This window comes from Alphaproteobacteria bacterium, assembly GCA_040905865.1.
Lineage (GTDB): Bacteria > Pseudomonadota > Alphaproteobacteria > UBA8366.
This window is the reverse complement of sequence record JBBDQU010000084.1, coordinates 1-14,960: the sequence shown is the minus strand read 5'-3', so window position 1 is coordinate 14,960 and position 14,960 is coordinate 1. Positions and strand designations below refer to the sequence as shown.

At 58.4% G+C, this 14,960-nt stretch carries 12 protein-coding genes; 4 read left to right on the top strand and 8 right to left on the bottom strand.

Features of this window, described 5'->3' with window-relative positions:
- Positions 1-4 precede the first annotated feature (4 nt).
- The 7 genes from WD767_19715 to WD767_19685 form a co-directional block, all read right to left on the bottom strand.
- Complete coding sequence (locus tag WD767_19715) at positions 5-922, bottom strand: ABC transporter permease (GenBank protein MEX2618318.1); 918 nt, start codon at positions 920-922, stop codon at positions 5-7.
- A 128-nt stretch (positions 923-1,050) separates the two neighbouring features.
- Complete coding sequence (locus WD767_19710; GenBank protein MEX2618317.1) at positions 1,051-2,598, bottom strand: ABC transporter substrate-binding protein; 1,548 nt, start codon at positions 2,596-2,598, stop codon at positions 1,051-1,053.
- Positions 2,599-2,863: 265 nt separating this feature from the next.
- A complete protein-coding gene (locus WD767_19705) occupies positions 2,864-3,646 on the bottom strand; it encodes an SDR family oxidoreductase (protein ID MEX2618316.1) in 783 nt (260 codons plus the stop codon).
- Positions 3,647-3,675: 29 nt separating this feature from the next.
- Complete coding sequence (locus WD767_19700) at positions 3,676-4,335, bottom strand: aspartate/glutamate racemase family protein (protein ID MEX2618315.1); 660 nt, start codon at positions 4,333-4,335, stop codon at positions 3,676-3,678.
- A 23-nt stretch (positions 4,336-4,358) separates the two neighbouring features.
- The gene (locus tag WD767_19695; GenBank protein ID MEX2618314.1) at positions 4,359-5,777 is read right to left on the bottom strand and encodes a glutamate synthase subunit beta; all 1,419 of its coding nucleotides are present in this window, start codon (positions 5,775-5,777) and stop codon (positions 4,359-4,361) included.
- A 1-nt stretch (position 5,778) separates the two neighbouring features.
- Positions 5,779-10,443, bottom strand: coding sequence for a glutamate synthase large subunit (gltB, locus tag WD767_19690; protein MEX2618313.1), 4,665 nt, complete (start codon positions 10,441-10,443; stop codon positions 5,779-5,781).
- Between the two features lie 233 nt (positions 10,444-10,676).
- Positions 10,677-11,522, bottom strand: a complete 846-nt coding sequence (locus tag WD767_19685) for an LLM class F420-dependent oxidoreductase (protein MEX2618312.1) — start codon at positions 11,520-11,522, stop codon at positions 10,677-10,679.
- On the opposite strand from WD767_19685, the gene WD767_19680 reads away from it, so the two are divergent.
- Genes WD767_19680 through WD767_19670 form a run of 3 tightly spaced genes read left to right on the top strand, consistent with a single transcriptional unit; the run spans position 11,485 to position 13,321 of the window.
- Positions 11,485-12,039 carry an aldolase/citrate lyase family protein gene (locus WD767_19680; protein ID MEX2618311.1) on the top strand — a complete coding sequence of 185 codons (555 nt, stop codon included), beginning with the start codon at positions 11,485-11,487 and terminating at the stop codon, positions 12,037-12,039. The two genes, WD767_19685 and WD767_19680, sit on opposite strands and share 38 nt — an antisense overlap.
- Before the next feature lie 26 nt (positions 12,040-12,065).
- Entirely contained in the window at positions 12,066-12,668 is a 603-nt protein-coding gene (locus WD767_19675) for a 2-hydroxychromene-2-carboxylate isomerase (GenBank protein MEX2618310.1), read from the top strand.
- A 32-nt stretch (positions 12,669-12,700) separates the two neighbouring features.
- Entirely contained in the window at positions 12,701-13,321 is a 621-nt protein-coding gene (locus WD767_19670; GenBank protein MEX2618309.1) for a CoA pyrophosphatase, read from the top strand.
- Between the two features lie 4 nt (positions 13,322-13,325).
- Here WD767_19670 and WD767_19665 read toward each other — a convergent pair whose 3' ends face one another.
- The gene (locus WD767_19665) at positions 13,326-14,354 is read right to left on the bottom strand and encodes an LLM class flavin-dependent oxidoreductase (protein ID MEX2618308.1); all 1,029 of its coding nucleotides are present in this window, start codon (positions 14,352-14,354) and stop codon (positions 13,326-13,328) included.
- A 201-nt stretch (positions 14,355-14,555) separates the two neighbouring features.
- On the opposite strand from WD767_19665, the gene WD767_19660 reads away from it, so the two are divergent.
- The gene (locus WD767_19660) at positions 14,556-14,861 is read left to right on the top strand and encodes a carboxymuconolactone decarboxylase family protein (GenBank protein MEX2618307.1); all 306 of its coding nucleotides are present in this window, start codon (positions 14,556-14,558) and stop codon (positions 14,859-14,861) included.
- The last annotated feature ends 99 nt before the right edge of the window (positions 14,862-14,960 follow it).

Genomic DNA, 14,960 nt, shown 5'->3' with positions numbered 1-14,960 from the left:
CGGACTATTGGTGGCGTATGCGCGGATCGAGCGCCAGATACAGCAGGTCGATCACGATATTCAGGAGGAAAATGGCGGTCGCCGTTACCATGACGGCGGCTTGCACGGTCGGGAAATCGCGCTGGATGACCGCATCGATCATCAGCTTCCCGACGCCGGGCCAGCCGAAGACCGTCTCGACGATCACGGCGCCATTGATCAGTCCGACGGCCAGGTCGCCGGCCACTGTGACGATCGAAATGCAGGCGTTGCGCAGGGCGTGAACGAAAATGACGGATGTTTCGCGGACGCCTTTCGCACGGGCGGTTTTGACGTAAGCCGAGGACAGGGCGCCAAGCATGGATGCGCGGACGACCTGCACCATCAGCCCGAACGGTCGCAGCATCAGTACGAAGATGGGCAGTATCCAGTATTCAATCCCACCAATACCCGAGGTCGGAAGCCATCGGAAGGTAACCGCGAACAACAGTATTCCGGTTATTGCGACCCAGAAATCGGGCGCACTGGCGCCCGCGAGGGACGCTATTCCGCTGATCCTGTCAAAAATACCCCCCGGACGATATGCGGCAACAGCTCCGACAATAACCGCAAGGACAATGGACAGCGTCATTGCAACGCCGGCAAGGGCCAGTGTCGTGGGATAAGCTTCAAGGACGAGTTCCATGGCGGGCCGCTGCTTGCGCAGGGAATAGCCAAGGTCGCCATTGGATACGTCTTTCAGGAACTGGACGAACTGTTCGGTTGCCGGCCGGTCGAACCCGTGTTTCTGGGCGAATTCCCGTCGGGTTTCCAGCGAGGCATCGATCGGCAGGTACAGGTCTGTGGGGTCTCCCGTCAGTCGGACGAGAAAGAAAACGGCCAGGATCAGGCCAATCAAGGCGATACCGCTGTGAAGCGCCCGTTGTCCGAGATATTGCCCCATAAGCCTTCCCTCAGCCGTCCCCGATTTTCGATTGGCAATTGCGATTCTAGCGGGGTATGGCCGGTACAGTGGATACTACCCGGCCGCCATGGCCGGGTAGCGATTCCAGGATTCGAAGTCGAGACGCTCTACTTGAACGTTATGTCCTCGAGGTGAAGTTCACTGTTGGTCGAGATGCTGGGGGTGAAGTTGATCCGGCTTCCCACGCGGGAATAACCGACCATATGGTACATCCAGACGTCGGAGAGGATATCTTCATAAATGATCCGGTTGACTTCCTGCCACGCCTTGCGGCGTTCATCGCCGGATAATGTGGAGGCTTTGGCGATCTTTTCGTCCAGGTCCTTGAAGCAGATTGCCGATTGCGCGCCGTCACAGGCGAACTTGTTGTAAATAGAGAACACCGCATCGCCGTTGTTGTTGTCGTGCATTGCCTGAAGCATGATCGGGCCACGATTCTCGTCGTACGGCTTTGTGAGATATTTCAACCAGCTGCCGACTTCGAGCATACGAAGTTTCACGTTCAGGCCAACCGCCTGGAACATGGCCATCATTGCTTCCATTGCCTCGGTGCCGTTCGGATAGATATTGGTCCGCCCGACGATTTCGATTTCCGTCTCAACCGGTACGCCGGCTGCCTTCGCCTCGGCAATCAGCTTCATCGCCAGGTCCGGGTCGTATTTCATGACCTTCAGATTTGGATTATGGCCATTGATACTCGGCACGATAATCTGTGTGGCGTGCTCGACGTCCTTTGGCAATACGCTGCCACGAAGGGCTTCCCGGTCGAATGCATAGTTGAGGGCGAGGCGGATCCGCTTGTCGTCCAGCGGCGGACGCGACAGGTCGAGGCGCAGCCGGGTGGTTTCCGAATTCGGATAGCTGAAATCCATTTTGGGATCGGTTGCATCCTGCACTGCGATATTCGGCGCAATGTCCGCTTCGCCGACATTTACCATCGCGGCACGGACCGTTGACTCGGAGCGCCAGATATAGCGCGCGCCTTCCACTTCGGGCTTTTCGCCCCAGTAGCCGTCAAACCGCTTGAGCGTGATTTCCTGGCCGGGAGTCCAGTTTTCAAAAACGTAGGGGCCTGTACCGACCGGATTCAGGACCAGCTTGTCCGTCGGGGTATTCGGCGATGAAATCGATACGACACCCATCCGGGTCGGCAGGATGGGGACGGGTTTGTTGGCGCTGATTTCAAGCGTGTAGTCATCGATGACTTTGGAGGTCAGCTTCAAGTCGCCGAACGATTTTGTACGCGTTTCGCAGTCCAATCCGGAATCCATTGTTCGGGATATGGCCTTCGCGGCGTTTTCAGCATTGAATGGCGCGCCGTCGTGAAAGGTGACTCCCTCGCGCAACTTGAACTGCCACGTGGTGTCGTTGACCTTGCTCCAGGATGTCGCGAGGCGCGGGGTAATGTTGCCATCCTTGGGGTCGATCTCAGTAAACGTTTCGACAATATTCTGTTTTGCCACACGCCCGACGGTCGAACGATTGGAGTTGCAGCCGTCGAGACCTTCAGGTTCTTCTGATAGCACGACCGTTACAATTTTCTGCGCCTGGGCCGTTTGCACGGTCGCCATAACGCCAAATACCGCGGCCATCGCGGCGGCGCCGGTAAGCCAGTTGCCCGGACGTCCGCCGAACATACGTTTCCTGGAAATCATTGTCTTCCTCCCGTTCTGAACGACCAAACTACTTGGTCTTGGCATTCTATGTTACGGGCATGAGCTTTTCACGTCCCGGTATTCTGCGATCATGCCATTTTATCTTAGACCTGCTCGCATCCAAGGCAATGATGCTTGCGTATCCATAGTGAACTGTCAACTTGATGAGCCCCAGCACGGCAGACAGTACATCCGGTATTTCGAACGGTTCTGCAAAGAAAATGCGGGCAATTTCCCGCCCGCAGGCGCGCATGAAACGGGCGGTCTAAAGGTTCATATAGGCGCCGCCGTTGGAGTGCAGCGTCTGTCCGGTCATGTATTCCGCGCCGGGCCCGACAATGAACCGGATCAGATTCGCCATGTCCTGTGGCTGGCCTAGCCGCCCCAGCGGAATTGCGCCTTCCGCCTTGCGCATTGCCTCGATCGTTGCGGCGGAAGCCGAGGAAGGATTACCTTCCCGAACCGTGTCGAAATTGCCGACAACAACCTGATTGGCGCGAATATTATACTTTGCCAGGTCGAGCGCCAGGCCACGGATGAAAGCGTTCAGGCCCATCTTCCCCGCCATGACATGGGACCGCCCCGCCGAACCGCGTAAAGACGACATGCCGCCCACGCCGATAATGCTGCCGCCGCCCCGCTGCTTCATCGAGGGAAGGACGGCCTTTGCGAGATGGAAACAGCCATTGATGGAGAGATCGACGCTGGCGTGGAACGTTTCCCAGGCCATGTCCTCGAAGGATATGTTGCTGCGTACGGCGGCGTTGTGCACCATGATGTCTATGCCGCCGAATTCCTTGATGGCGGCTGCCGCCATGGCGTTTACGGCATCGGGATCGCGGACATCCGCCAGAAACGGGATTGCCCTGCCGCCCTTCGCCCTGATGCCCTCGGCAACCTCCTCGCACAAATCCTTTGCCTGTACGGCGTTGATGACCATTGCGGCGCCCGCATGGGCCAGTTCCTCTGCGGTCGCGCGACCGATATTCCGCGCGCTTCCTGTGACAATCGCGACCTTGCCTTCGAGTTCTCCACGCAGATCAACCATAACGTCTCCGTTGCTTGTCGTCGTTTCTGTTATGACGCGCCGAGCATCAGACGCAGTTTCCGTACAGCGCTCATCGGGCTGGTCAGGACAGGTATGGAGACATTTTCCATGACATTCGCGCGGGCCGAAGCCATGGAAAACTGCGCCAGCATGAGAACGTCCCGGTCCGCGAATTCTTTCGCCGCCGCCGCAATCAGTTGGTTATGGGTTTCCGTGTCACCGCTCGCCAGCGCATCCATCGCCCGCGGCACGCAGGCGGTTTCAAGTGTCGCTTTCGGGTTTATCCGCTGCGCCATTGCCTCGAATTCCCGCTGCATGGACGGTACGCTTGGTTCGAATGTCGCGATCATCGCGATCCGGTTGCCCCGTTCGAGCGCTTCCTCGAACATCGCCTCGTTCGGTTTGAGCACCGGCAGGAAGGGATGTTTTTCGGCAACGGACTCAATCGCCGCGCCAAAGGCCGAACAGGTGAACAGTATCCCGTCGGCGCCCGTTTCCGTCGCGTAGCGCGCCAGCGCATGGAAACGCTGCACGATTGAATCGTCGATCGATCCAACCGACTTCAGATCTGTCGTCAGGGAATCCTCCAGGAAATTGAACACGGATGCGTCAGGCCATTCGTCCCGGAAGGCGGCGACAACCGGGGCTATTGCCAGCGGTGTGGCGTGTATTAACGATATCCGTGACATCCGATAATTCCTGTTGTTTTCCGCTATCGCGGCAGCGTGGTCGCACCCATGAGAAACTCGTCCACCGCGCGGGCGCACTGGCGACCTTCCCGGATCGCCCAGACAACCAGCGACTGGCCGCGCCGCATGTCGCCCGTTGCAAAGACCTTTGGCAGGGACGTCCGATAGTCATCCGTGTTTGCCTGGACGTTGCCGAACTGGTTCAGTTCCACGCCCAGTTCCTGAAGCATCCCTTCGTGGGTCGGGTGAACGAATCCCATGGCCAGCAGGACAAGGTCTGCCTTGACGGTAAAGCCAGTCCCCGGAATTTCCTTCAGTTTCTCATCGAGGCGCACGGCGTGCAGCGTATCGACCTTGCCGTTACGGCCGGTGAGTTTGGATGTGGAGACACACCAGTCCCGCACGGCGCCTTCCGCCTGGGATGACGACGTTCGCAGCTTTTGCGGCCAGTTGGGCCAGGTCGTGCCTTTGTCGGGTTCTTCGGGCGGCATCGGCATGATTTCGTACTGGGTCACGGAAATGGCGCCCTGCCGGAACGCCGTTCCGATACAATCGGAGCCGGTATCGCCGCCGCCGATGACGACGACATTCTTGCCCTTGGCGGAAATTTCCTCGACCTGACCCAGGGGTTCGCCGCTTACGCGGCGGTTTTGTTGCGGCAGGAAATCCATGGCGAATTCCACGCCTTCAAGATCCCGGCCCGGCACATTCAGATCCCGTGGCGTTTCGCTGCCACCGGCAAGAATGACGGCGTCGTATTCGGCCATGAGGTCTTTTGCCGGCATATCGACACCGATGTGGCAATTGTTGCGGAATTCGACGCCTTCGGCTTCCATCTGCACGATGCGGCGGTCGATCTGGTGCTTTTCCATCTTGAAATCGGGAATTCCGTAGCGTAAGAGCCCACCGGACTTGGCATTTTTTTCGAAGACAACGACATCGTGGCCGACTCTCGCAAGCTGCTGCGCCGCGGCCAGTCCTGCCGGCCCGGATCCGACAATGGCAATTTTCTTGCCGGTTCTGGTTTCGGGAACGACCGGGACGATGACATTGTCATCCCAACCCCTGTCTACGATCGCGCATTCGATGGACTTGATGGTGACGGGGTTATTGTCGATATTCAGTGTACAGGCTTCCTCGCAGGGCGCGGGGCAGATACGTCCCGTGAATTCCGGAAAATTATTGGTGGAATGCAGGACGTCCAGCGCTTCATACCATTCGTCCCGGTACACCAGATCATTCCAGTCCGGAATGATATTGTTTACCGGGCAGCCCTGTTGGCAAAAGGGAATGCCGCAATCCATACAGCGCGCACCCTGCTGCGCAATCTGGGCCGGGTCGACGGGGAGAACGAACTCCTTAAAATGCCGAATACGATCGGCGGCCGGCGCATACTTCCGGTCCTGGCGGTCAATTTCGAGAAAGCCGGTAATCTTTCCCATACTATACTCCCTCCGCTTGCATCCCGGCATCCGATGCCGTGAGGCGAGCGGTCTGCATTTCCTGCAACGCCCGACGATAGTCGACGGGCATGACTTTCACGAACTTCGATTGATATTCGTCCCAGTTATTCAGGATTTCCTTCGCGCGCGCTGAATTCGTGTAATGCACATGCGCTTCGATCAGTTTGTGCAATCGTTCGGAATCATGCCGGGTCATGTCGCGCATGACATCGACCTTCCCATGGGTTTCAAGGTCGCCGCCCTGATGGCCGATTATTTCCAGGGTTTCGTCTTCTTCCGTTACCGGTTCAAGTTCGACCATGGCGAGATTGCAGCGCTGTTCGAAGTTCCCTTCCTCGTCGAGAACATAGGCGATGCCGCCGCTCATGCCCGCGGCGAAATTCCGGCCGGTATGCCCCAGGACGACAACGATGCCGCCGGTCATATACTCGCATCCGTGGTCGCCAACGCCTTCGACGACCGCGATGGCGCCTGAATTCCGCACCGCAAAACGTTCTCCCGCCACGCCGCGGAAATAGCATTCGCCTTCGGTTGCGCCATACAGGACCGTATTACCGACAATTATGCTCACTTCCGGTATAATCTGGCTTTCCGGCGGCGGCGAAATGACGATGCGTCCGCCACTCAGTCCCTTGCCGACATAGTCATTGGCATCGCCAATCAATTCCAGGGATATGCCATTGGCAAGAAACGCGCCGAAGCTCTGCCCTGCGGTGCCCGTTAGCTTGATGGAGATCGTGTCTTCGGGAAGCCCCGCGTGGCCGTGCCGCTTGGCGACCGCGCCGGAAAGCATTGCGCCGACCGTTCGATCCGTATTCTTGATTTCGCCTTCGATGCGCACGGGCTTGCCCTGTTCGAGAGCCGGCAAGGCCTGTTCGATCAGCCACCGGTCCTTGATATTGGCCAGTTTGTGATGTTGGCGTTCGCTGTTGTAAATCGCAACACCCGGCGCCGCGTCGGGCTTATACAGCAGCCGCGACAGGTCGAGGCCTTTTGCCTTGTAGTGGGCGATAGCCCTGGATTGATCCAGCCGGTTGGACTGCCCGATCATCTCGTCGAAACGACGGAAGCCGAGTTCAGCCATGATTTCCCGGACTTCCTCGGCAACGAAGAAGAAGAAGTTTATGACATGCTCCGGTGTCCCTATGAACCGTTTGCGTAATTCCGGGTCCTGGGTGGCGATGCCGACAGGACAGGTATTCAAATGGCATTTGCGCATCATGATGCAGCCGGCCGAAATCAGCGGTGCGGACGCAAAGCCAAATTCGTCGGCGCCCAGCATTGCGCCGATCACGACATCCCTGCCGGTGCGCAGGCCACCATCCGTCTGCACGGCAATACGGCCACGCAGTTTGTTCAGAACGAGGGTCTGATGGGTTTCGGCGAGGCCGATTTCCCACGGCGAGCCGGCATGCGCAATTGAGGTGAGGGGGCTGGCGCCGGTTCCGCCTTCAAAGCCGGAAATCGTGACATGGTCCGCCATTGCCTTGGACACGCCGGCCGCAACGGTGCCGACGCCGATTTCCGAAACCAGTTTGACGCTGACGTCGCCTTCGGGATTGACGTTCTTCAGGTCGTGAATCAACTGCGCCAGATCCTCGATGGAATAGATATCATGGTGTGGCGGCGGCGAGATCAGACCGACGCCCGGCGTTGAATGGCGCACCTTTGCGATTACCGCGTCCACTTTATGGCCCGGCAACTGGCCCCCTTCGCCAGGCTTGGCGCCCTGCGCCATCTTGATTTGCATCATGTCGGAGTTGACGAGGTACTCCGCCGTCACGCCGAACCGCCCGGAAGCGACCTGCTTGATGGCGGAACGCTCGGAGTCGCCGTTCGCCATCGGCTTGAATCTATCTGCTTCTTCACCGCCTTCGCCGGTATTCGACTTGCCGCCGATACGGTTCATAGCTACGGCGAGAGTCGCATGGGCTTCTCGCGAAATAGAGCCAAACGACATGGCGCCTGTCGAGAACCGCTTGACGATCTCGCTGGCCGGTTCCACCTCATTTATCGGTACCGGATTAGATCCCTGGCGAAACTCCAGCAGTCCGCGGATAGTCTTGAGCTTGCGGCTCTGATCGTTCACGAGCTTGGCATATTCCTGATACTTCTGCTGGGCGTTCCCGCGTACCGCATGTTGCAGGCTCGCGATCGTGTCCGGCGTCCAGTAATGTTCTTCGCCGCGGATCCGGAACATGTAATCGCCGCCGGCATCGAGGAATTTCTCGTAAATCTGGTCCCTGCCGAAAGCGATTCGGTGGCGTTCGACGGTTTCGATGGCAATCTGCTCCAGATCGACGCCTTCGATGGCCGTGTGCGTACCGAAGAAATACTCCTTGACGAAATTGCTGGACAGTCCCACCACGTCAAAGATCTGGGCACCGCAGTATGATTGGTATGTCGAAATACCCATTTTCGACATCACCTTCAGGATTCCTTTGTCAACCGCCTTGATGTAACGCTTCTTTAACTCGGACTCACTGAGTTCGGTCGGCAGGTCATCGCGCATGCTCATCAGGGTATCGAAGGCAAGATACGGATTGATTGCTTCCGCGCCGTAACCGGCGAGCAGGCAGAAATGGTGCACCTCGCGGGCTTCGCCGGTTTCGACCACCAGTCCGGAACCGGTTCGAAGGCCGGCGCGGGTAAGGTGATGATGAACAGCCGAAGTTCCCAGCAGCGCCGGAATGGCGATGCGGTCCTCGCTGATCGCGCGGTCGCTCAGGATAATAATGTTGTAACCCTCTTCGCATGCCTTGACGGACTGGCTGCAAATGCCTTTCAACGCGTCCCGCATGCCATCCGCACCCTGTTCCGCCGGATAGGTGAGGTCGATCGTGATCGTCCGGAATGCGTTGTCGGCGATATCGCCAATGGTCCGTATTTTCTCCAGGTCTTCATTGGTCAATACGGGTTGGCGGACTTCCAGACGCTTATATTCGCCGCTTTCGTCCATACCGAGCAGGTTAGGGCGCGGCCCGATCAGCGAAAGCAGCGACATGACCAGTTCCTCGCGGATCGGATCAATCGGCGGGTTCGTCACCTGCGCGAAAAGCTGCTTGAAATAGGTGTAGAGCAGCTTTGGCCGGTCGGAAAGGACGGCGAGCGGGGTATCGATGCCCATCGACCCGATTGCTTCCTGCCCGGTAGCCGCCATGGGCGCCATGAGTTGCCTCAGGTCTTCCTGCGTATAGCCAAACGCCTGTTGCCGGTCGAGCAGGCTCGGCGTGTTGCTTGCCGGCGTCGTCGCTCCGGTTTCGGGTAGATCCTCAAGGACGATCTGCGTGCGATCCAGCCATTCCTGGTAGGGTTGTTTGCCGGCAAGCCCTGCCTTGATTTCGGCATCGTCGATGATCCGGCCCTGTTCCAGGTCGATCAGCAGCATCTTGCCGGGCTGCAAGCGCCATTTCTGGATGATGCGCTCTTCGGGTATGTCCAGGACGCCCATTTCGGACGCCATCAGCAACATGTCGTCGTCGGTTACCAGATATCGCGCCGGGCGCAGGCCGTTGCGGTCGAGCGTCGCGCCGATCTGGCGGCCATCGGAAAATGCGACCGCCGCCGGACCGTCCCACGGCTCCATTAGCGCTGCATGGTACTCATAAAATGCGCGACGCTGCCTGTCCATCAGCGGATTGCTGTCCCAGGCTTCGGGGATCAGCATCATCATCGCATGGGCCAGGGAATAGCCGCCCCGGACCAGCAGTTCCAGCGCATTGTCGAAGCCGGCCGAATCGGACTGGCCTTCGGGAATCAGCGGCCAGACCTTATCGAGATCCTCGCCGAACAAGTCGGACTTCATGGCGTAGCGACGGGCGTTCATCCAGTTGAGATTGCCGCGCATCGTGTTGATTTCGCCGTTGTGGCAGATCATGCGGAAGGGATGGGCAAGCCGCCACGCCGGAAAGGTATTGGTCGAGAAGCGCTGATGGACCAGCGCCATCGCGGTTACGACCCGTTCGTCAAGTATCTCCGGATAAAATGACGCCACCTGGTTCGCCAGAACCATTCCCTTGTAGACGACAGTGCGGGCGGAAAGGGACGCAAAATAGAAATCGCCGAGGCTGTTGGAGGTTTCGTCGTTTTCCCGCGTGGCCTGCTTGCGGATGACAAACAGCTTGCGTTCAAGCGCGTCCGTGTCGGCGCAGTTGGCCCCTTTCCCAATGAAGACCTGGCGGATAACCGGGGCGTTTTCGCTGACGGTGGGGCTCAGATCGGAATCATCCAGCGGAACGTCGCGCCAACCCAGCAGAATTTGTCCTTCCGTGGCCGTATATTGCTCGATGGCGTCCTCACAGGATTTCCGTCTATCCGCGTCCCGCGGCAGAAAGACCATGCCAACGCCGTATTCGCCGGCGGGCGGCAGGTCGAATCCCAGTTTCGCGCATTCCTGGCGGTAGAATTCGTCCGGAATCTGAATCAGGATACCGGCGCCATCGCCGGCTTTGGGGTCCGCACCGACGGCACCGCGATGCGTCAGATTGACCAGTACCTGCAGCCCCTGCTCAATTATGGCATGGCTTTTTTTTCCCTTGATATTGGCAACGAATCCGATGCCGCATGCGTCGTGTTCGTTGCGGCTATCGTAAAGTCCCTGGTTTTCCGGGAAACCCGGCGGTGCGATATATCGGTTCGATCCCATTCTATTCATACTCCCTAACACCCTGGGCGCCTGTTTTTTGACGGCGATTCCAGGACCTCTCTCCAGTGCGGCGCCGGAACTTATCAGGTTCGTTTACGGTATACAAAAGGGCAATTTACGCCGCAGCATTCCCGTTGCAACCGCGCGTTAAACAAAACGCGTTTCTTGCGGCCTGACATTTAAAAGACCCGATAAAATCCGGCAGGCGCTGCCTAAATTCGATATTGAAGAATCTAGATTCTCTTTGCCCACGAATCCAGTTTAGGCAGTACCATATCTGACGGCTCCGAGTCGATGCTTAGAACGATACGATCTATCCCGGCGTCTTCATATGCGCGCCATGTATCCGGATCGTGTGGTGCGCCAAAGGCGGTGACCGGTATCCTGCGGCCGGCGCTTTTTTCCATTTCGCGGAACGCTGGCATTTTGTCCAGCAACGCGTAGTCAGGTCGCATGGCATGGGGAACCCACCCGTCCCCGTAGGATAACGCCCGCCGCGCGCCATGGGGAAATTCACCGCCGACAATGACGGGCGGGCAGGGCTTCTGGATTGGCTTCGGCCACGTCATCATTGGATCGAAATTGACGAATTCGCCGTGGTATTCCGGTTTGGACTCTGTCCAGATACAGCGCATCGCTTCGATATTCTCTCGCATGACCTTGTAGCGGGTTTCGAATACCGTGCCGTGGTTCGCCATTTCATCCGCATTCCAGCCGGCCCCGATCCCAAACAGGAACCGGCCGTTTGAAATCTGGTCGAGCGTCGCTATCTGCTTCGCCGTCTGGATTGGGTCCCGCTGCGCAACCAGGCAGATGCCGGTCGCCAGTTTCAATCTGCCTGTCACGGCCGCTGCCGCGCCCAGCGTTACAAAGGGGTCCATGACATCGTAATACCGTTTCGGCAGTTCGCCGCCCTGCGGCCAGGCGGAGGCGCGCGATAAGGGAATGTGGCTGTGTTCCGGCAGCCACAGGGATTCAAAGTCGCGCGATTCGAGCGCGATGGCCAATGCAACGGGCGGAATTGCATAATCCGTACAAAACATGGCGACGCCGATATGCATGCCGTCGGTTCCTTTCATTTCTGTCAAATGCGCAACTGTGACGACTGGTCCGTCAAATGCTCGGGATCCAGGTTTGCTAAATTCGATCACCGCACGCAGAATACGCAGCCGGCATCACAAAGACACGCCGAAACCGGCGGTTCCGAGGAAGGTAGCGCAAATGACTGCGGTCGTGAATTCTGAGAAGAGACGCTTACAGGAAACGCTCGTCGCCATGATGATCGAAACGCCGGAGTCCTTTGAAAATGCGGCTGAAATCGTGGCGGCGGATGGCGTCGACGACCTTCTGGTCGGTCGGCCTGACCTGTCCGCAACAAAGGGCATGCGGGGACAGTTCGGGAGTACGCAATTCGTCGCGGTAATCGAGAAGTTCATTGACAGTGCGGAGGGAGCCGGTAAATGGGCCGGGCTGGGCGGCGTTTATGACGAGTCGATCCTGCCGGACTTTGTCACGCGCGGCATGCGGTTTTTCCTTGGCGGCGCGGATACGTCATTCATCATGGGCGGCGCCCGCGCGCGGCGCGTTCTTCAATAATTTACAGCTCCTAGGGTGCAGCGAACATGGCAAAAATTGAGTTCTTTTTCGACGTATCCAGCCCGTGGACGTATTTTGCATGTCACCGGATAGAGGATTTCTGCGGCCGCAACGATGCGGAACTGGTTTGGAAGCCGTTTCTCGTCGGCGCGGTTTTCAACAAGGTGAACCCGAGTGTCTACCAGCGCCGCGAAAACCCGATTGCGTCCAAGGATGCCTATTACCAGAAGGACATGGCGGACTGGGCCCGATTCCTTGGTTTGAAGATGGTCAAACCGAGTGTATTTCCTGTGAACAGCGTAAAAGCCCTGCGCGGCGCGTTTCTCGCGATCGAGCAGGGAAAAATTTCCGATTACGCGCGCGCCTGTTTCGAGGCTTATTGGCGCGATGACCGGGACATTTCACAGGATGACGTGTTACGCGACATCGCGATGGCGGTCGGCATGGACCCGGATGGATTTTTCAGGGATATCGCTACGGATGCGGTCAAACGCCAGTTGTTTGCATCGACGGACGATCTGATTGCCAGGGGCGGGTTTGGATCACCCACTTTCTTCATCGATGGCGATGACATGTATTTCGGCAACGACAGGCTTGAACTCATGCAGGCCGCGCTGGACCGCAAATGACCCTGCGCCATCATTACGGGTGGTAACAGGCCTTGTCGTACCTGTTCAATGATGTGCTGCGACAGCGTCTGCTGGCGAATGTCGTCGCGTTTGAGGACCGCCGTACGCAGCCGGACGGCCTCAAGCATGCGGCCGTCGCCATAACCGTGGTGGACTCGCCTGCGGGGGCGGCTTTTCTCCTGACGCGTCGGGCCAACAAGTTAAATGCACATGCAGGGCAATTTGCCCTGCCAGGCGGCCGCGTGGAGCCGGGCGAAACGGCAATCCAGGCGGCGCTTCGCGAACTTGAGGAAGAGGTCGGCGTCGATATCGGGGAGGAGACGGTGCTTGGCCTGCTGGACGATTATCCCAGCCGGTCAGGGTACCGGATCACCCCGGTCGTCATGTGGGCCGGCGGGAATGTCACGGTCAAGCCGGACCCGCGGGAAGTGGCGAAAGTACATTTCGTGCCGCTGTCGCAGCTTGCCCATGCCGATACACCGGAATTTGGCACGATCCCGGAAAGTGACAGGCCGATCATTCGATTGAATATTGCCAATGCGAAGGTGCACGCGCCGACTGCGGCGGTGGTCTATCAGTTCCGGGAAGTGGCGCTTTTCGGGCGCGCCACGCGGGTGGAGCATCTGGAGCAGCCGGTCTGGGCCTGGAAGTAGCGGCCTATTTGAAGGCGGGCATGATCTTGTGCGTTATGATGCGCATGCTGGCGAGAACCTGTTCTTCGCTCAGCATGCCGCCGGCATTGGTTTCAACGATAATTCCGTCGATCCCCAGGACGTCCTGCCATTCCTGCAATCGGTCGATGATCTGTTCCGCGGTGCCGAATGCAACCCTGGACTCCAGAATATCCTCGTAGGAGAGCGCCGACAGGGTGGCGACGGTTCTGGCCTGTCCCTCGCTGCCGCGGTTCCGGCCGGCAGACGCCAGCAGTTTCGCCTGCCGCTCGAAATACCAGAGGATCGATTTCTTCGGATCTTCCCGCGCGGCGCCCGGGGATGCGGCGGCATACATGGGGACACGCAGATAGACGCTGCCGACACCTTCGTGCCCTGCTTCCGTCCAGGTTTTGCGATAGACGCCGATACTGTTCTTCAGGGTTTCCAGCCCGTCGCCGCGCAATCCGACGAAGAGGGGGACACCCTGCCGGGCAACAGTCTCGAACGTGCCCGCCGATGCCGCGGCAATGCGCATCGGCGGGTGCGGCTTCTGTACCGGCTGCGGAACGACGAGGGCATCGTTGACCTGAAAATATTTGCCGCTATAGGAAAATTTCTCACCCGACCAGGCCGCGCGCAGGATATCGACGGCCTCCGAGAAGCGATCCTGGCTTTCACTGTAATCGATATTGTAACTGTGGTACTGGCCCACAAATCCGCTTCGTCCGATGCCGAAATCAAACCGGCCTTCGCTGATCTGGTCCAGCGTCGCCACTTCTTCGGCGATGCGCAGGGGATTTGTCAGCGGCAGGACATAGACGGCCGTTCCGATACGCATGCGTCTGGTGCGCGCCGCCATCGCGCTTGCCGTGACGATGGGGGAGGAAAGGACCGATCTGTCCGGGGAAAAATGAAACTCCGACAGCCAGGCACTGTCGAGACCCCATGATTCCGCGGCATCGACAAGGGCGAACCCCTCCCTGAAAGCGCCTTCGGCCGATCCGTTGTCGCGGAACCCGAATTCCATGAACATCCCGATATGCATCAAGCGAGGTTATCATCAACGAATGCGCGAGAACAATTGCCCCCTTTGATCCGCACCATCGACGTGCCGGTACCGGCGGTCTATAGATTATCGGGACGCTGCTGCCTTGTGCAGCGGGAGGAAAGTCACCGTGCCGTCCTGCCCGATTGGGCGGCAATCAAATCGGATAACAGCGAAAGGAGCCTGACTATGGCGAAGAAGACCCCTTATGAACTGGTCCCGAAACTCGGCCAGCTGCGCGACGACGTGCTTTTCGGCGATGTATGGGAACGGACCGATCTGTCGAAGCGCGACCGGAGCCTCATCACCATCGCGGTGCTGACGGCGCTGTACCGTACCGATGAACTGCGCGGGCATATGCGCCGGGCGCTGGATAACGGCGTGACGAAAGAGGAAATCGGCGGAATGATCACGCATCTTGCCTTCTATTCCGGCTGGCCGACAGCCGTAAACGCGGGTCGCGTCGCCGCCGAAATTTACGGTGACGACGACTAAAACAGGCCGCCTCTAATCAGAATCTCTTCGGGTGATTTTGATTAACACGATTTGTTTTTGTCCGTCGGACTGGGAGCGGGCAGGCCGGTACCGGCCTGC